Source organism: Levilactobacillus namurensis, assembly GCF_032197885.1.
Taxonomy (GTDB): Bacteria; Bacillota; Bacilli; order Lactobacillales; family Lactobacillaceae; genus Levilactobacillus; species Levilactobacillus namurensis_A.
Map to the genome: position 1 here is coordinate 2,229,753 of NZ_CP134159.1, position 19,256 is coordinate 2,249,008.

Genomic DNA, 19,256 nt, shown 5'->3' on the forward strand with positions numbered 1-19,256 from the left:
AAATGTGACTAGAATTGTTAAGCAATTTAGCCAATTCTATTAAGGAGGCGGTCATTTTGACCACCAACGAACAAGCCAACGAGCAACACCGGGTGGACCAAGTCGTTCACCAGATTGGGAAGCGCATCGACCGGACCACGGCCGAATACAACGATGCCCACAAAGAGTTGCGCAACGTGTTAAAGAACTATAGTGAAAACACGTCGGTCAACTGGTTCGAAGTCGATGACCGAATCGAAACCAGCGCCGAGCTGCAGCAACAACGGGCCCTGGTCTCCCGGTTAACGGAAAATCAAAACATTATCCAAGACCAACTCCGGACTTATCAAGAGCTTCAAAAGTCCCCTTACTTCGGCCGAATCGACATCCAGGATCCCGACGAATCCCAACCGGAATCCCTCTACATCGGCACGGCCTCGTTCGTCGACGACCAGGAGAACTTCCTGGTCTACGACTGGCGCGCGCCCATTTCCAGTATCTACTATAATGGGGTCTTAGGTCAGGTGGCTTACCACACGCCAGCCGGCCCCCAACAGACCGACCTACTCAAGAAACGGCAGTTCTTGATCCAAGACGGTCAGATTCAAAGCATGTTCGACACCAACGAGACCGTCGGCGACGAAATGCTCCAACACGTCTTGGGTGAACAGAACGACGCGACCATGCAAAACATCGTCGCGACGATTCAGCGGGAACAAAACGATATCATTCGGGACGTTCACAGCGACCTACTGGTGGTCCAAGGCGTAGCCGGCTCCGGTAAGACCTCAGCGATTCTCCAACGCATCGCCTTTCTGCTCTACCACAGTCGCCGGGACCTCGAGGCCGACCAGATTGTCCTCTTCTCGCCCAACCGACTGTTCAGCCATTACATTAGTGACGTCCTGCCCAGCTTAGGGGAACGTAACATGCGTCAAGTCACGCTAGCCGAATTCTTGACCCAACGGTTCCAAGGACTGAAGGTCCAAACACAATTCGAACGTTACGAAAGCGACCAGCAACATCCCGTCGCCGCGGCGCTCCGGAATTTTCAGGAAAGTGCGGCCATGATGACCGCTGTGGCCGATTACTGTCAACGGTGTGCCGCCGACGCCCTACAATTTACCGATATCCGCTTCAAGGGCCGGGTCTTCTTCGACCGGCACGAGATTCGCGATATCTACGCGCAATATCCGACCACGGTTCCGGCTGCCGAGCGGTTCTTAAAGACCAAGAACGTCTTGGAGAAACGCTTGAAGCACCGCATCGCCGAGGAAGCTAAGGCTGACTGGGTCCGCGACACCATCGACCAACTCAGCGACGAAGATTACCACAACCTCTTGGGTGCCAAGCACTTGGGTCAGTTCGAACAACTCGATGATGAGATCGACTTTATCGCTCGAGAGATTGTTCGCCGGCGCTTACGTCAGGTCGATGACGCCATCTACAACGGTTACTTCCTGGACGTTTACAGCCAGTACACGGATTTTCTGACGCACTGCCCCTTACCGGAAGACGTCTCCGCGACCGACTGGCAACGGGTCATTGACCGTTACCAACACGACATCGAGTTCCACAAATTGGCCCTGACCGACGCGGCGCCGTTGATGTATCTGCGGGACCTACTGACGGGTGGCGGGAAGAACCACCAAATGCAACACCTCTTCGTGGATGAAATGCAGGACTATTCGATTGCGCAGTTAATTTACTTGCAGCACGCCTTTCCCCGCGCCAAACTCACGTTGTTAGGCGACAGCGAACAGGCTCTGTTTAAAGCCGTTGAAGCTCCCGAAACGATTCTGAAGAAACTGAGCGCGGCGCTACACGCCAAGAAGTCCCGGTTGATCACTCTGCGCCGGTCGTACCGCTCGACGCTCCCCATCACCACCTTCGCCAAGGCGCTATTGCCCGATGGTGACCAGATTGAGGCTTTCAACCGGCCGGGAGACCTGCCAAAGGTCGTGATTCGTTATGACTTCCCAGGAGCGTTCAAAGCCCTGGCCCACGAGTTGCGAACGGAAATCGCCACCAATGGGACCGTCGCGATTCTCACCAAGAACACCGCGGAGGCCAAGTACGTCTACCAGGAACTCCACTCAGAATTCGACCTTACACGGCTGACTGACACGGACCGCTCCTTACCTAAGGGCGTGGTGGTCCTGCCCATCTACCTAGCGAAGGGGCTCGAATTCGACAGTGTGATTGCCTACAACGTCTCCGCGGAGAACTACCCCAACGAGCAGTTCACCGGGACCCTCTACACGATTGCGTCGCGGGCGATGCACCACCTGACGTTGCTCAGTATTGGGCCCGTCTCCCCCCTGATTGCGTCCAGCAAGATTCCCCAAGATGACTTGCAGATTGAACACGAATTAAGTTAATGACTGACCCTGAACCCGCGCTGCTGACCCGTTGTTGGATTGGTGGTGCGGGTTTTGTGACTTAATAATATTTATCGAATAATAAAGGTTACCCGTTTTGATAAACAGGTAACCTTTATTTGAAGCTCACTTAACTTTTTTGATAAAGATAATCAGCACCGAACCAATAACTGCCATAGCACATGCGAGAGGAAAAATCCCGCGATAGCCTACTATACCAATAATTGCCGCAGAAAAGATGGGGCCAAATACTTGGCCACCATTATTGGCCATATTCAACAGACCCAAGTCTTTTGCTGCTGTTTTAGGATCTGGTAATACTTCAATATTCAACGCCTGATCAACAGAATTGTACATTCCCATCCCAATACCAACAATGGCCGCATATGCCAGCATTACCCACGGCTTCGTTGAAAACATCGGGACTAAGGAGCCAACCGCAATCAATCCCCCGGCAAAAATAACTGGAACTTTACGTTTACCTATCTTATCTGATAACGGTCCCGCAAAGATACATAGCACAATTGCAGTTACCATCAGAATCATAGAAATCAGCGTCACATAACTCTGTAATTTACCACCATGCAATTTAATATAATCCGTTAAGATATACAACTGGTATCCAGATATTGCAAACGACGCCGTTTGAATCGCTAATTTCCCAAAAAGTGCCAAATAGAAATCCATGGCTCCTTTAGTAGGAAACGCAAAGTTTTGGGAAAAGTTTTTAATCGTTACTTTTTCGACAGGCATATCTTTGGTGGACTTTTCGCGTAAAATTATAGCCGCTAGTGGTCCTGAGAACAACGTTAAGACCGCCATCACAATAAATCCCGTGTAAGGAACTGGTAGAAATAAAGAAGCAAAAGCCTGACCACCATATTGACCTGCAGCCGATCCCAAAGCATAAACACTTGAAATCGTTCCACGATACTTAGGTGATGTTCTATCAGCAATTACCGCAATCAATGGGGCAACAATCATGTTCAGAAAAATCATATAGATACTATCTGATAGAATGACTTGCCATGCAGTAACACTCTTACCCCAAAATAGAATACAAATAGCTGTCCCAACAGACCCTAAAACAATCCAAGGTGTTCTTCGTCCCCAACGTGACCGTGTCCGATCAGACAAAGCTCCTTCAACGATGTTAGCAATGGTGGAAACAATCATGGCACAGGTCGACATTAAAGCGATAATTTCCGTTTTCTGTCCCGGATTTATTTTAGCCACTTGCTGTGGTACTAAGACACCGACCAATGCTAGGTACGGGCCTAACCACAAAACTACACCTACTCCTAATGCAATTGCCGTTCTAACTGGAAACTTTTTTTGTTGAGCGTCATTAGGCGTTTGCCATGGGAGTAATTTTTGATCAATATTACTTTTTACATCCATAATTATAACCTCTCAAAAGTATCCGCTGCTCATAGAAAACTTTTAAACTTCTTGATATTCCTAAGACAGCGTCTCCCTATTCTTGGGTTTTAAGAACCACAACATCCCATGCATGTAAGTTAACAGAAGTCAGCTTTTCTCCATCTTTAAGTGCTACACACGGTTCTGGAAGCTTTACCGTAACTGGCTTCCAATTCCAGTTAAACAAGAAATGAAGATGTTCACCCTTACCGTTAACAGCAGATGAATGCGTAACTGTTTCATAATTTGCAGTCCAAGTATCCTTTGATAGAAGGTAATCGAAAATAGAAGCTGCTAATTCCTTATTAGGAACTGTCCCAATCATCGTAACGCGACCCTTACCTGCCTCCGATGTTGTCATCAGTGGAAATTGCTTAAAGTGAGGATCATCGCTCGTTGCTAACACGGTTGAATCCTTTTTCTCTAAACAATCAATCCATTCCGTTGCAGCTGAACCTTCACGTACTGGCATTGAATCCGTTCCATTAACCGCAACTTTACGACGCAAATTAGAGAATTCCTGGTATGACGTTCCTGCGTAATCGTCTAACTTAGCTGGTTTTGTCTCAAGACGTGCCCGAGCAAGACTATCCGCATAAGTCGACTTAGGTCCTAAGATAAGATGACCACCTGCTTCGATGTACTTACGAAGCCAATCAAGCAATCCATCAGAAGTAATGTAAATACCAGCAGCTAATAAAACTGGATGCGCAGTTACAAAGTCAGCGGGATCAATGACGAATTCGCCACTTTCCAAGTTCAATAATTGCGAGTCGTGAATAAAGTTGACTTGCTTTCCTGAGATAAAGGCACCTTTATAGAAAGCAGCAATCATATGATTATATGCCTCTGGATTGCGCGTTTTATGAGGATCCATTGTTGCATCTTCAGAAGTATATGGTTCAAATGATAATCCCCAACGAGACTCAACTGAATCTAAAATCGTAATATCAAAATCAGGTTTTAAGTCTAATACTTCACTACCAGCTTCAGATAATTCCTTTCCCAATTCCGATACTTCTCTGTAAACCCGACCCGGTTTCCGATCATGCGGAATAACACTTCCCCAATAGGTCTCAGTTCCAAAGTGCAGTTGCTGCCACTGCCAATATTCAATCATCTCAGCTCCACGAGAGATAAACTGCCATGCAGCTTGTCGCCACTGACCATGGTAACCTGGGTAATTATCTCCTGCACCACCAATAGGACCACCATCTGTTTCAGCGACATAGTATGGTTGTTGCTTAATCGCATAAGAACGATCCGCTTGTAGAGCTAATTGACTTGGCCCACTAACAAACCAAGATTTAGGTGTATCTGGATTAGGTAGTTTCATCCCATCTTGCATATGGAAGTATAAATCTGTTGAAGCCACATCTAACTGCTTTCCTGATACGCCTTCATCAAATGCACTACGATCCAAAGCAACGTTCACAGTGATAAATTGATTGGCTGGTGCAATAGACCGAATTACAGACCGTTGCCACTTCAACAAATCATCCGTCAACGAAGCCTGGTAACGGCGCCACTCAATATCATACTGTGGTTGGGCATTCCCTTCTGGCTTCCATAAATCATCCCATGTAGACAGCTCATGAGACCAATAAACCAATCCCCATTCTTTATTTAAATTTTCTACAGTTTGGTATTTATGACGTAGATAATCTTTAAATCCTTCGAATACATCATGCGAATAGTTTTGGAAAAGTCCCGGCTCATTATGTAATTGCCATCCAATCACTGCTGGATGATTAGCATAGCGCTCAACAATCTTGCGAATAACTCGTTCAGCATAATAGCGGAATACCGGATGACTTAAACTATGTTCCTCACGTGACCCAAAATAATGAGGGTTCCCATTCTCATCATGCAAGGCAATCTCAGGATACTTACGCACCAACCATTGTGGAATTGAGAACGTTGGAACACCTATAATGACATTAATTCCATTCTCTTGAGCCTTATCCAATACTGGTTCTAACCAATCTAGAGAAAAATGACCATCTTCTGGCTCCCAATGCGTCCAACTACCTTCACCTACTCGAATGACGTTCATGTGAGCATCATGCATTAGTTGCATATCCTGGCTTAAATGGGGAGTTGGTTGGTACTCAGCATAATACGCAGATCCAAATAAGACACTTTTTTGTTTTGGCATACATATCGTCCTTTCATAGTTAGAAGCAAGCACTTATTGCTTGAATTTGTAAGCGCTTTATTTAACAAACTAACCATACCATCTACCTAGGATTCTTTACCATGACTCAAGATGCCACATTTATATCATCACATCACATTTCTTTCATTATCAATCGCAAAGTTATCATTAAACGTCTTCCGCTTGTAAGCCCTTTCTTAGGCTAGTTATACTGTACTTGTACTACGACTAACTTGTATTTAAATAGTAAGTGGGGGAAAAATATGCCAAAACTTTTAGAAAACGCTCATCGTCTCCCGGTCATCAACTGGAATTACACTTTTTTTGGTGCTCATCTCCAAGATGTAGCCGAAAATTGGTCGTGGCCTAAAGAAAAGCATGCCGCTTTCGAGCTTATCTATGTCATAAAAGGAATTGAAGGTATCGACTACGGCGTATACTCTGATCGGCTTAAACAAGGTGATTTTGCAATTATTTCGCCTGGTACCCAGCATAGAGTATGGAGCATTCAACATTTAACTTACTTTTGCTTCCACTTTGATCTCGATGAACCAACTTTCGAAGAACATCTTATTGCCAACTCTAAAGTTGTTTATCATAAAGACGAAAAAGTAAACAAGATTGTCACTCCTCAATTTCAACAGATGATTAGCTTAATCTCACCAAAAAATTTAGAAACTTATAACTTTATAGACAAAATGAAAATTCAAATTCTTTTATCTGATATTATTTTGAGCCTCTATAAAGGGATTGAACTTCCCTATCATCCCGGAAACATCTCAACCATGCAGTACGCTAAAATGATTCGTGTTCATATAAAAAAATCATTGCGTCAACAGGTTGATCAAGCTATCAATGATCCAAAGCAAGCTATTCAACTGCACAGTTCGAGTCTCATCTCTGATATCTGTCAACAATTAAATCTCAGTGTAGGATATGCATCCAAAATCTTTAAAAAATACTACGGAAGCTCGCCTAAGTCCTATTTATCAGATATTAAAAAAGAAATCGCCCAACAACTACTGTTGAAGCCCCAATTTGACATTAACCAAATTAGCCAATTACTGGGTTATAAAAATCCAGCAAATTTTAGCAGACAGTTTAAAATATGGACAGGTATGTCTCCACGTCAATTTAGGATTCGCAAGGTTAGTCATTTCGTTGATCAACGACTATTTAGTGAGAACTTCCCTACATTTCCAAAAGATAAAATGAACGATTCACAGTTTAAAAAGGATTTTTGGAATAGCATCTAATAAAATAATGCCCCAGCAACGTCGTCTCTCCAACAACGTCACTGAGGCATTATTTTATACACGTTCTAAACCGTCTTATGTTCATTAATCATAAGTACCAAACCTGCTCCCACAAGAGCAATGACCGAAAGGAACGGTAAGATTGGTAAATAATGTTCTCCTACCATACTAAATAGCAATGCGCCCAGTACTGGCGCTAAAATTTGAGCACCAGTATTCGCAAAGTTCAAAATCCCTAAATCCTTAGCCGCAGTTTCCGGATCAGGTAAAACTTCCAAGTTTAAAGCTTGATCAACCGAACTGAAGATTCCTGATCCCGTACCCGCGATAACACCATACAAAATCATAGTTGTTGGTGATTTAAACAAAAATGGTAGTACCGTTCCAGAAGCAATAAGTAACGCTGCAAAAGCAACTACCCATTTACGGGTCTTCAGCTTATCCGAAACTGGACCTGCTGTTGAAGAAAAGATAATTGCTGTGACCATTGTCGCCGTTCCCATTAAAGAAATATACTTTCCCGACTCAGTACTTCCTAAACTCATCCCACTGGTCAAGAAGAAAACTTGGTATGTGGCGAAAGCCGTAGTAGCAATCGTAATCATCATCTTGCCAAACAACGCTAGGTAGAAATTACGTACCTTGTGAATAGGAAATACAAAGGCCTTAACAAATCCACTTAAATCTAAACGTTCCTTAGGCATATTAAGACTTGATTTTTCTTTAAGTAAAATGGCCGCAATTGGACCCGAAAGAAGAATCAGCAGAGCAAATACAAAGTACCCCGTATTAACTAGCCCGGGGTTGCTGTTACTTAAAAATCGACCCCCTACTACTGGACCACCGTACTGTCCAATAACAAATCCAATGGCATAAATGGACGAAATAGTTCCACGATGTTGGGGTGCAACCTGATCTGCAATAACTGCCAATAATGGGGCAACAATCATATTAATGAAGGTCTGAATTCCACACCACAACGCAATAAAAACTGGTAACTGTTGCACTGTATTTATCATACCTAACCCTACCATTACGGCAGCCGTCAAGAAAGAACCTACCACAATCCATGGTGTTCTTCGTCCCCACCGTGAGCGAGTTCGGTCTGATAGCGCTCCAATAATAATTGTCGTAATAGTTGATACAATCGCACCAATTGTTCCTAAGAGTGCCAAGAAATTATTAACTTTTGCCCCAGCACCTCCCATGATATTAGCCAATTTTGCTGGATTCAAGATCGAACTAACACCATTAAACGGTCCTAACCACAGTAATACCCCGATTGATACCGCAATTCCCACAGACATTGGAATCTTAGGCTGCTGTTCATTGGTTACATCTGCTTGCCACTTTGGAGATTCAGTAGCTTCTTGAGTCTTCATTTTACTTAACCCTCTTCACCTGTAGTTTTAAAAATACGTACTGACCATGGTTCTAATTCAAATTTATCTCCTATGCCTAACTCCACGTGTTGCTTAAGTTCAATCCCCTTTTCTGATTGATAAGCGACTGTTTGCCGGTCATTTGAATAATTAAAGTAGAAATCTAAGACATTACCATCTGATTCAATTAGCCTCTTGTTAATGATGGGGAAAGTTTGTGATTGACGCGGACCCCATAAACCAATTTTTTTCAGAATATAACCATATAGTTTAGAAAGTGTGCTTTCATTTACATATGTCCCTACATAATATGTGCAACCTTTGCCGAAGTGATTCTCCGTAATGGCAGCATACTTTCCCCAATAAGGATGACCATACATTGCCAGCGCCTTGCCTGTTGTTGGCGTTAATAGCTCAGACCAATATTTAACTGGTTCTTGTTTAACATCCTCTAGACCATTAGTTCCAGTAATCGTCATTGGCTTAGAAGGTTTATCAGTCGCGTAGTTTCTATCAGGTTCAACAAACAACTCATACTCAGCACCAACTGATTTAGAAATTAACGCTGGCTGAGTAGCGGTTCGCACTTTTACATTTTGATTGGCAAAACCTGAACGGAACGAGTAAATAACTGTTCCTCCCTGCTCTGCAAAACGATTAAGTTGCTCCAATTCATCGTCAGTCGCAGAATACAGCATTGGAACGATCAACAAATCATAATTAGCGACACTAATTCTTTTATCTCCAACTTGTAAGATATCTGTCTCCACATTTAATTTATAAAGTGGGTCATAGTACGAACGTAGCACGTCGTTATATTGATGTTCCGAAGTTCGGTCAAAAGCTGTGCCCTTATAGGGGAACCAATCTACCGCACTTAAAGATTGATTACTTACAACAAAAGCTACCCGGTTATTCTTATGAGTATTAATAAACTCATTACCGAATGAAGCAAGATTCTTACCAATTGTTTTTGCCTCTTTATACACTGGATTAGGTTTAAAATCATGACTTAGTAAGCCCTTCCAATACGTTTCATAACCATTATGAATTGAGTGCCAATGCCAGTACTCAATCATGTTTGCCCCTGATGCAATGTGTGAATACGCTTGTAATGTTAATTGTCCAGGATACGGGACCCAGCTCTTAAAGGCTTGCGCTTCCGTCTCCATTACGATGTAATTATTGTCCTTAGTTGATCTTTCAACATCCCCAGCAAAAGATGTTTCTATTCCCGTCAGATTATCTTGTGACGGGTGATAAATATCTACAGAAGTAACATCAAATATCTTCGAAGCATCATAGTGATTAACATCTGGTTGCAATCCATAAGAATAACCTCGCCACTCCATATCAAAGTTATTAGTTACAAATTGATCATCGCGTTTGTAGTCACATACTAAATCAGTTTGCCATTTTAGAAAATCTACAACCAAGTGGCGTTTGAATTCTTCAAAAGCAGCTCCTAAGCTTCCATTAATCGTAGAATTAACTGGTGGAAAATCTTCCCAAGCATTAATTCGGTTACTCCAATAGTCCAGCCCATAAGCAGAATTTAACTCATCTAAATTCCCATTAAACTTTTTCTTTAACCATTTTTGGAAACTTACATAAACGTTATGACTACTGGTGTTATAGTGTTTCGTTTCGTTATCAACCTGAAATCCGATAACATTAGGCTTATCCGCTGTCCGTTTAATCATTTTTCTAATGATTCGTTCTGCTAAGCTACGATAAACCGGACTTGTAATATCCATAATTTGTCGAGCACCATACTGTCGCTTCCCCGACTGATCTGTAACTAGCACTTCGGGATATTTTTTAGCCATCCAAGTAGGAATTGCATACGTTGGCGTGCCAATAATAACGCTGATATTAGCTCGTCCCATCGCCTCTACAACTTTATCCAATTTGCTAAAATCAAATATTCCCTCTTGTGGTTCGTAGGTGCTCCAGGTACTTTCGCCAATTCTTACAACATTAATGTTAGCGGCCTTCATCATTTTTATATCTTCATCTAAGCGATCGTATGGCAAATACTCATAATAATAAGCAGCTCCATATAAAAAATGTTTAAACTTCATTGCTTTTTACACCCTTCCTTTTTAGAAAACGCTTTCTTTATTCGTAATTTAGTATCGCTTTTCTAGTTGTTTAAGTATATGGGAGAAATCGCCTTGAATTTATCCATATATGACTTTATGATAAAAACAAAATAATACATTCGTGGTGATAAACTTGGACTTTTTGAAAAATGCAAAAAAAATTCCAGCGCTAGACTGGAACTTAACGTTTTTTGGAGCTCATGAACAACAAGTTGCCGATAGTTGGATTGTGCCTTTTGAAAAACATTACGCTTTTGAGTGTATCTATATCCTAGACGGACAAGAATTTGCTAAAATTTACGATAATATTTATACGTTAAAAACCGGAGATTTTTTAATCATACCACCTGAATTCTTACACCAAGTATGGGCTGACTATAATTTAAAATATTTTTGCTTTCATTTTGATATTGATGATCCTACTTTAAAGGTTCAATTAATAAAGGGACTTAATTTCCACTACCCAAAGAAAAGTAGCCTCACGACTAATTTAAAATCCCATCTTTTAAAATTAGATGCATTAGCCTCTCTTTCTTCATATGATTTTGATACCAAGATGATCATCCAAATAGAACTTTCAAAAATCCTTCAAATTTTTTACCAATCTACAGAATCTCCGCAAAATAGTAATGCCACCACTAGCACCGAATACGCTAGAATTATGGCAGATTTTCTAAAAGAGAAAATGATAAATCAGGTTTTATCTTATATAAAAAACGGACACCTATCAGACACTGAACTTGCTACAGTCTCTGCATCAATTCAGAAAGTAGGTATTAGCTCTGGATACGGCTTCAGAATTTTTAAAGAAACATTCGGTATTTCGCCTCGTCAGTATCTTTCAAAACTAAAAATTAACGAAGCAAAAAAATTGCTAGTGAAACCACAATATTCGATTAACGATATTAGTGAAGCTCTCGGTTACACAAGTGTTGCTAATTTTAGTCGCCAGTTTAAAAGATGGGTTAAAATATCCCCTTCAAGTTTTAGAAAAACCGGAAATATTCCAAAATGGTAAATCATAAAAGGATAAAATAATGACATCCTTGTCCAAATTCATTCAAAAAATTAATCTGTTACTTTATAAATATTGTTTTATCCAATTGAAGGAAGTGCCCATTATCTTTACATAACCAACACCATCCCATTACATTGACCTGATAATCTTGCTATGTACCCAAATAAGAGGAGGAGTCAATGTTATGAACAAACGAGTTAGTACCTTACTTTCCGCTCTGTTATTAGCCACTACTCTGGGCTGGCAACAACCTTTAATGAACGTGGAGGCTGCGACCCACAATAATGCTTCCCAAACCACTAAGAAGGCTGCTAAGAAGCATGCCAAGGCTAAGAAGACGGCTAAAAAATCCACTAAGGGCAAGACGGTCAAGCAACCGGCTAACGCTTCCAAGCACATCGTTCTGTCAAAGGCCTCTGGTGCCATGAACGTCCGCGACTTAGGGGGTTACGTAAACAAGAACGGTCAAAAGATCAAGGCTCACCGTTTGATCCGCTCCAACAAGTTATCCGGTCTGACTAAGGCCGACGTGAACAAGTTAACCAAGACCTACCACGTCAAGACGGATGTTGATTTACGGACCATCATCGAACAAAAGATGGGTCCCGATGTAAAGATGAAGGGTGTTAAGTTGGTCAAAGCCAACGTCTTCAAAGGCTTCGGCGCTTACCCTGATTTCACTAAGAAGAACGCCGGCGTAAAGATGATGGAAAAGTCCTACCACAACGCGGTGACCACCGCACAAGGCCGGAAGGCTTACAAGCAACTCTTCCACCAACTGCTGACTAACCCTAAGAACAAGGCCGTTTTATGGCACTGCAGTGCTGGTAAGGACCGGGCCGGAATGGGAACTGTCTTAGTTCTCTCCGCTTTGAACTTCGACAAGAAGACCATCCAACAAGACTTCATGAAGTCCAACAAGTACTTGAAGGCGGACATCCAAGCTAAGCACGCCAAGGCCGTTGCCGTTGCCAAGGACAAGCACTACACCGCAACCCAGACCAAGAACTTCTTAGCCAACACCGACGCGCAAAACACGGTTCGGATGGCTTACCTGAACACCTTCTACAAGACCATCAACACCAAGTACGGTTCCATGACCAACTTCTTACACAAGGGTCTGGGCCTCTCCAACCACCAATTACACCAACTTCAAACAAACTACTTAACTAACGCTAAGACTAAATAAATTCGCGTTAGCTGCACCATGAACCGCCCGCCCCTGCGCATCTTCAGTGGCGGGCGGTTATTTTTTTGTTGATAAAGTCATTGACGTTTCTAAGCCCTCGCCAACGCCCCCAGTAACCATTTCTTTACCTGATCAACACACTTTCGCGACAATTCCCCACTATACTGACCTTGTTTCCAAGTAAGAGGAGGAATAAAGCTCATGACTAATCGTTTGGGAACCATCTTAGCAGCCGCGCTACTCGCGACAACACTGGGAACCGCATCATCCCCCGTGATTGGGGTGCAGGCGGCTACCCGGCCACACCTGACCCTCGTTCAGTCCCAGAAAGCGGGGCAGCGAATTGCTCTGCAAAACGCCTCTAACGTCCGGGATCTAGGGGGGTACGTGAACCGCAAGGGCCAAGCCATCAAGCCCCACCGCTTGATTCGGTCTAACTCGTTAGCCACCCTATCTAAGTCTGACGAACGTAAGCTGGTCAAGGTCTACCATCTCAAAACCGACGTCGACCTGCGAACTTTAGCTGAACAGAAGACCGCACCCGATAAACGCATCAAGGGTGTCCGGTACGTCTCCAACCCCGTCTTTCTGAAGTGGGGCAAAGCTTCCGGTGACCTGAGCAACCGGATCAAAGGTGCCGGCGTCAAGAACATGGAGACCTTCTACCGTAACGCCGTTCTGGGCAAGCAGGGCCGTAAAGCCTACCGGACCCTCTTTCAGATTCTACTGAAGACTCCCAAGACCCAAGCCGTCCTCTGGCACTGCAGCGCCGGTAAAGACCGGGCCGGTATCGGCACCATGCTGATTCTCTCCGCTCTGGGGTTCGATAAACGGACCATCCAAAAGGACTACTTGTTATCCAACAAGTATCTGGCTAAGGACAACGCCGCCAAGCTCGCTGCGGACAAAAAGGCCGGGTTCAACGCCACCCAGCTAGCCAACGCTAAAGCCCAAAACGGTGTCCAAGTCGCCTTCTTGAACGCCGCTTACCGGGCTATTGATCAGAAGTACGGCTCCGTGACCAACTACCTGCACAAGGGCTTGGGCCTTTCCAAGCAAGACCTTACCCGGTTACAGAAAAATTATCTCACGGCCCCTCGCAACTAGTGTCTCCCCCTTATAGACACCAAATGTCCCGCGTACCAATCACGGTACACGGGACATTTTTGATGGTTTCATTTAAGCCACTGCTTTTTTCGCCGGCAATAGCTGCTTCAACGCTGGTTTCAAGAATAACGGCGCCAGGACCGTCGCCAAGATGATCACCAGAATCATGGCTGAGTAGCTGGCATTACTCATCAACCCCGCCTGGTGACCGATTTGAGCGGTGATCAAGCCCATTTCACCCCGGGCAATCATCCCCGTACCAATCACGGTACTACTGGTCAGGTTGAAGCCACAGATTCGGGCCCCCAGACCACACCCGACCAACTTGGTCAGGCAGGCCAGGACCGTCAAGACCACGATCAACCAGAGATTCTCGCCTAAGTGTGCCAGGGTCATATTCAACCCCACGCTAACGAAGAATACCGGAATGAAGACCGCGTTGCCCAACGGCTCGACGTGATCAGCCAGCGTTTCGCGGTACGGTGTATTGGCCACGGCAATACCGGCAAAGAAGGCGCCAATGGCCCCGCTCAAGCCCACGATATCGGCCAACCAGGCCATTCCCAGGCAGATGACCATCGACATGATGGTCACACTGGAGGCCATGACCAGTCGTTCGCTGAGGTGCATCAGGTATGGCGCAATCCATTTGACCAGCAAATAGGTCCCCCCGAAGAAGGCAACTTGTTCGGCCAGAACCCAGCCCAGTGCCGGATGGCTACCCGCAGTCTCGATTCCCTGACTCGCCAGTAAACTAATCATCAGGGACAACAGGATAACGCCGATAATATCGTCCGCCACGGCGGCTCCTAAAATCGTCGCCCCTTCACGCGTCTGTAACGCATGGAACTCCTTGAGCACCGCCACCGAAATCGACACGGACGTGGCCGAGAAGATGACCCCGATGAACAGCGCTTCGATGGGCGTGAAGCCCCACCACCAGGAAACGGCCCCCATCAGGAGGACCGGAAAAATCACCCCAGAAGTCGCCACCACGATGGCTGGCCGTAGATACTTCATTAATAATTGCAAATTACTCTCTAAGCCGCCCAGGAACATCAGGACCACGACCCCGATATCGGCGAAGAGGTTTACTAAACTATTCAACTGAACCCAGTTCAACATCGCTGGCCCAATCACGATTCCAATCAATAATTCACCGATCACTGCCGGGACACCTAGCCGGTTCGCAAAATTACCGGCTAGCGTGGTCAGCACCAGAATTAAACATAACGTTCCCAAAAATGCCAAGGGTCATCCTCCTTTTAGGTTTAATATCCATGATACGCCAATTTGGCGCCCTGCAAAAGGGACGACCGGCGATTCGTTTCGCAACAAAAAACACCAGCACAACGACTGTCATGCTGGTGCATCTCTATTAAGGCTTAGTCTGGTAGGTGGCTGCTTGGGCCAGGCGGTCCACTTGGTCGAAGAAGGCCTCCCGATGAGCGCGGGTCACCAACTGCACTGGCCGGCCCGCCGGATTCAGATAGGTCCGACCGGCGCCCTTGCCCTTAGTGATGACCCGACTGGTAACGGTCTGCGTGTCGACCAGTTCGGGGAACTGACTGGAGACCGCCGTCAAGACGTCCCAGAGGTAATACGTTGAATTGGCTTCGTAGGAAAGAACCAACGCGTAGCCCTGACCAATCAGGTCTACGGCCGGATACCCCACCATCTGGGCCCAGTGGTACCGCAGCTCGTCGGTTAGGGGCAACTCGTCGGTGCTCTCCAGGCCCACCATCTGAATTGGAATCTGGGAATCCCAGACCGTCTGGACAGCTTGAGGGTCCCAATACGCGTTCCATTCGGCCGTCCCATCCACGCCGGGTTCGTTGACGTTCCCTTGATGATTCATGGTCCCGCCCATCCAGTATAACCGCTCAATCTTAGGAGCGATGTCCGGTGCCAGGGTTAACGCCCGGGCCAAGTCCGTCAACGGGCCCGTCATGACCACCGTGGTTGGTCCATCCGCCTGACGGATCTTAGTGACCATGTCCTGATGGGCTGGAACGGAAGCTAGGGGCGTCTGGATCTCATCCCACCGGTTCAGCAACGGCATCGCGTTGTAGGAATACGAGATCAGTCGCCACTCCTTAGGAAATTGGTGCACCGGACGAGAATCCGAGGCCGCCACACTTAAAGTGTGCCCCTGTGAATTAAAGTGGTCGATAATTTTCCGCGACGCTTCGACCGCGGGGTCCAAGTAGCCGTCGGCATCCACGACACCCACCCCTAGCAGGTTGATGTCCGGCACTTGCAGCAACAATAACAGGGATACCAAATCATCGACATTTCCATCATGGTCAAAATAGACGTTTTTCAAAACGAACCCTCCAGTGATTTCTTACTAGTTTACGGAAAATCCACTTCCGAGTAAAGACTATTTTTCGCCTATTTCGACATAAACTGTTTTACGGAATTAAAGTAAGGTGATTGTCTATGCAGAACCCGAACTTATCCACTTATCATTCGGATTTAAATCGTTTAACGTTAAGCACACAAAAAAAGCGTGGACACCACCATCCACGCTTTCACTCATCAGGTTAATTAAAATAGGTCAAATCAGATGCTAAGGTTGGATACGCCATAATCGCATGGTTGATGTCCACTGAACTGAGCCGCTGTTGGATTACGAAGTCCAGGTAATTAATCACCTGTTCCGCCTCCATGCTCAGCGCAGCCGCACCCACGATGCGTCCACTGGCCTTTTCAATCACAACTTTGATGCGGGCATGCGGATCGTTCACCCGTTGGTAGCTGTACCAATGGGTGAGATCCAAATCGTTGACCCGGTACTGGTCCGGATCAGCGACGGCTTGGGCGGGCGTCACACCGAGTTGTGCCAGCTGCGTCTTCCCGTAAACGACTGACGGAATCACGGGATAACTAATGGCTGGCGCGTCCGGCGTGGTCAACGCCGTGGTCAGGTACTGCCCTTCATACCCGGCCACGGGGGTCAACTTGGGCTGTGGCCGGTCGACCACATCACCCAAGGCGAAGATGTGCGGATTGGTGGTCTGCAAATGGTCGTTAACCGTGATACCGTGCTTGGTCGTCGCCACGTGCACTTGCTCCAGACCTAGGTCCGCAACCACCGGAACCCGTCCGGCCGTCGCGAAGACCAAGTCCGTGGTCCACTGGTCGCCATCGGCCGTGGTGACCCGGTACTGGTCACCTGCCGGCTCGACTTGGGTGATGTCGGTTCCCAGCCGTACATCGATCCCCTGCTTGGTCAGCTGCGCCAATAAATCCGTAACTAGGTCACCATCGAACGCCCGGAGGGGCCGGTCACTGTGGTGGACCAAGTGGACCTGGCTACCCGCGGCCCGCGCAATGTTGGCGAACTCAACACCCACAAAACCGGCTCCCATTAAGGTAATGTCGGCTGGCAGATTGTCGAGGTCTAAGAAGTCATTACTGGTCTGTAACCATTCTTGCCCCGCAATCTGCGGCACCCGAGGCGCTTGACCGGTCGCAATGATCACGTTGGTCGCGTTCAACTGTTCCGTGCCGACCTGAACACTGCCATCCGCGTTGAAGTGTGCCATCCCGTGGAATGTCGCGATACCGGCCGCTTTAAGACCGGACAGCGTTCCTCCGGGAATGCCCTGCGTGTAAGCTCGCTTCTTAGCCATCAAGGCCCGCCAATTAATCTCCAGCGTGCCGTTCAAGCCAAAGCCCTGCAAGGCTTCACTCCGGCCCTGCGTTTCGACCGGCGCCATCAGGATCTTCTTGGGATCACACCCCCGGTTAGGACAAGTTCCACCCCAGAGGTCCTTCTCAACGACCGCTACTTGTTGACCCTTAGCGTGTAACCCGTACGCTGCTGCTAAACCACCGGGGCCGCCCCCGAGAATGACCGTATCAAATTGCTGCATGCCCGAACACCCTTTCAAAGTCTGTCTAACGTTAAGTGTAGCACGTCACCGCAAAATTTCTAAGAAATTGGTTTCGACGGCTGAACGCTAGTCACCGGATACGGTCGGTGACTAAAGTACCCCGCCAGACCAATCAAGAGGGCACCCGTGATCAAGAAAAGAAGGCTCCCGGCCACGTGTTGGAACAGCCAACTATAAAGCAACGTCCCCAGGGGCATGGCTAAGGCACTTAAGGTGGTCAACGTCCCACTGACCCGGCCCATCACCTGGGTCGGTACCGTGCTCTGCATGTAGACCCCCATGGGCGTGTTGATCCAGGCCAAAAAGACACCCGTGATGATGCCCAAAACCATTAATCCCAACGTTATCGTATTCGGCCCTAGTTTAGCGCCCAAGAGACTTCCAATTCCCAGATAGCTGAGGCCAAATCCACAGACCAGCCGGAGAATGGCTTGAATCAGATTACGAAAGTTCGCCAACTTTAAAAGCATCAGACTCCCCACCAGCATCCCTAAAGCGAAGCTACTGCTGACCCACCCCAGTCGCACGTTGCCCAGCTTCAAGACCTGCACCATCATATACGATAACCCCACGTTAACCGCGCTAAACAGTAAATTGATCCAAACACTCAGTTGGACAATAAACCAAAGTACGGCGTGGTCGTGGATGTAGGTCAAACCCACTTTAAACGCCGCCAATTGGGAATCCGAGTTCCCCATTGCGGAACTCTTGGGTAGCGGGTAAAAGTGCATAGTCATCGCGATACCCAAAACCACTGCCTGACCGGCCAGTTCCAGTACCAGAATGCCCCGGAACCCAATCCCCGCATAGAGGAGCGCGGCCAACAGCGGCGAGCCTAACTGAACGGCCGAACTCGCCGCCTGTTCAATCGTCGCTAAGGGTTTCAGGTGTGTATCGTTGACCAATTCGTGGACCGAAGCCGTATACGTGGTGCCGACCACCTTATCGTTAATCCCGAAAATGGCCACGATCATCATCGAGACCAGCAAGCGGTCCGACACCCGAAAGACCAGCCAACTATACCCAGCCAGCGCCACTAATGTGATTGCTTTACTGATGAGAATCAACGACTTATGGTCGTGGCGGTCGACTAAGTTACTGATGGGGACCACGAACAAGATGCCGACGATGGGATAAATCACCGCCTCCAGTCCAAAACTGATAGCGGAGTGCGTCGTGTGCAGTAACATTAAACTCAACGCAAAGCTGAAGGTGTCACCGCTTAGGCTACTGATGATGTCGCTACTGGCCGCCTTATAAATTTGGACAAGTGATTGACGATTCGAAATCTGATTTGTTACCATAATCCCAGCCCCTCTTTCTCATGATAATCTCATGTTTTAACTTAATTATCATT

Annotated in this window: 13 protein-coding genes; 5 read left to right on the forward strand and 8 right to left on the reverse strand. The window is 46.4% G+C overall.

Annotated features, from left to right (window positions below; translation table 11 throughout):
- The first annotated feature begins 56 nt into the window (after window positions 1-56).
- Window positions 57-2,360, forward strand: coding sequence for an RNA polymerase recycling motor HelD (gene helD / locus RIN67_RS10740; protein WP_313825875.1), 2,304 nt, complete (start codon window positions 57-59; stop codon window positions 2,358-2,360).
- Window positions 2,361-2,486: 126 nt separating this feature from the next.
- Here helD and RIN67_RS10745 read toward each other — a convergent pair whose 3' ends face one another.
- Both RIN67_RS10745 and RIN67_RS10750 read right to left on the reverse strand, forming a co-directional pair.
- Complete coding sequence (locus RIN67_RS10745) at window positions 2,487-3,761, reverse strand: MFS transporter (protein WP_264999856.1); 1,275 nt, start codon at window positions 3,759-3,761, stop codon at window positions 2,487-2,489.
- A 76-nt stretch (window positions 3,762-3,837) separates the two neighbouring features.
- Entirely contained in the window at window positions 3,838-5,940 is a 2,103-nt protein-coding gene (locus tag RIN67_RS10750; RefSeq protein ID WP_264999857.1) for a beta-galactosidase, read from the reverse strand.
- A 263-nt stretch (window positions 5,941-6,203) separates the two neighbouring features.
- Between RIN67_RS10750 and RIN67_RS10755 the strand changes: the two genes are divergently transcribed.
- Window positions 6,204-7,196 (forward strand): AraC family transcriptional regulator, encoded by a 993-nt coding sequence (locus RIN67_RS10755; protein WP_264999858.1) that lies wholly within the window; start codon window positions 6,204-6,206, stop codon window positions 7,194-7,196.
- A 65-nt stretch (window positions 7,197-7,261) separates the two neighbouring features.
- Here the strand turns inward: RIN67_RS10755 and RIN67_RS10760 are convergent, their stop codons facing one another.
- Window positions 7,262-8,578: an MFS transporter gene (locus tag RIN67_RS10760; protein WP_264999859.1), complete on the reverse strand. Its 1,317-nt coding sequence runs from the start codon at window positions 8,576-8,578 to the stop codon at window positions 7,262-7,264.
- Window positions 8,579-8,583: 5 nt separating this feature from the next.
- Window positions 8,584-10,662, reverse strand: a complete 2,079-nt coding sequence (locus RIN67_RS10765; RefSeq protein ID WP_264999860.1) for a beta-galactosidase — start codon at window positions 10,660-10,662, stop codon at window positions 8,584-8,586.
- Window positions 10,663-10,816: 154 nt separating this feature from the next.
- Here RIN67_RS10765 and RIN67_RS10770 point away from each other — a divergent pair, with 154 nt between their 5' ends.
- The 3 genes from RIN67_RS10770 (at window position 10,817) to RIN67_RS10780 (ending at window position 13,997) form a co-directional block, all read left to right on the forward strand.
- Entirely contained in the window at window positions 10,817-11,701 is an 885-nt protein-coding gene (locus RIN67_RS10770) for an AraC family transcriptional regulator (protein WP_264999861.1), read from the forward strand.
- Window positions 11,702-11,885: 184 nt separating this feature from the next.
- Window positions 11,886-12,890 (forward strand): tyrosine-protein phosphatase, encoded by a 1,005-nt coding sequence (locus RIN67_RS10775; RefSeq protein WP_264999862.1) that lies wholly within the window; start codon window positions 11,886-11,888, stop codon window positions 12,888-12,890.
- Window positions 12,891-13,091: 201 nt separating this feature from the next.
- Window positions 13,092-13,997, forward strand: coding sequence for a tyrosine-protein phosphatase (locus RIN67_RS10780; protein ID WP_264999863.1), 906 nt, complete (start codon window positions 13,092-13,094; stop codon window positions 13,995-13,997).
- Between the two features lie 72 nt (window positions 13,998-14,069).
- Here RIN67_RS10780 and RIN67_RS10785 read toward each other — a convergent pair whose 3' ends face one another.
- The 4 genes from RIN67_RS10785 to RIN67_RS10800 all read right to left on the reverse strand — a co-directional run bounded on the left by RIN67_RS10785 (window position 14,070) and on the right by RIN67_RS10800 (window position 19,203).
- Window positions 14,070-15,248, reverse strand: a complete 1,179-nt coding sequence (locus RIN67_RS10785) for a cation:proton antiporter (RefSeq protein ID WP_056944224.1) — start codon at window positions 15,246-15,248, stop codon at window positions 14,070-14,072.
- Window positions 15,249-15,375: 127 nt separating this feature from the next.
- The gene (locus tag RIN67_RS10790) at window positions 15,376-16,323 is read right to left on the reverse strand and encodes a nucleoside hydrolase (protein ID WP_264999864.1); all 948 of its coding nucleotides are present in this window, start codon (window positions 16,321-16,323) and stop codon (window positions 15,376-15,378) included.
- Between the two features lie 220 nt (window positions 16,324-16,543).
- Window positions 16,544-17,878, reverse strand: coding sequence for a dihydrolipoyl dehydrogenase family protein (locus tag RIN67_RS10795; RefSeq protein WP_107740576.1), 1,335 nt, complete (start codon window positions 17,876-17,878; stop codon window positions 16,544-16,546).
- Between the two features lie 59 nt (window positions 17,879-17,937).
- The gene (locus tag RIN67_RS10800) at window positions 17,938-19,203 is read right to left on the reverse strand and encodes an MFS transporter (RefSeq protein WP_264999865.1); all 1,266 of its coding nucleotides are present in this window, start codon (window positions 19,201-19,203) and stop codon (window positions 17,938-17,940) included.
- Window positions 19,204-19,256 lie beyond the last annotated feature (53 nt).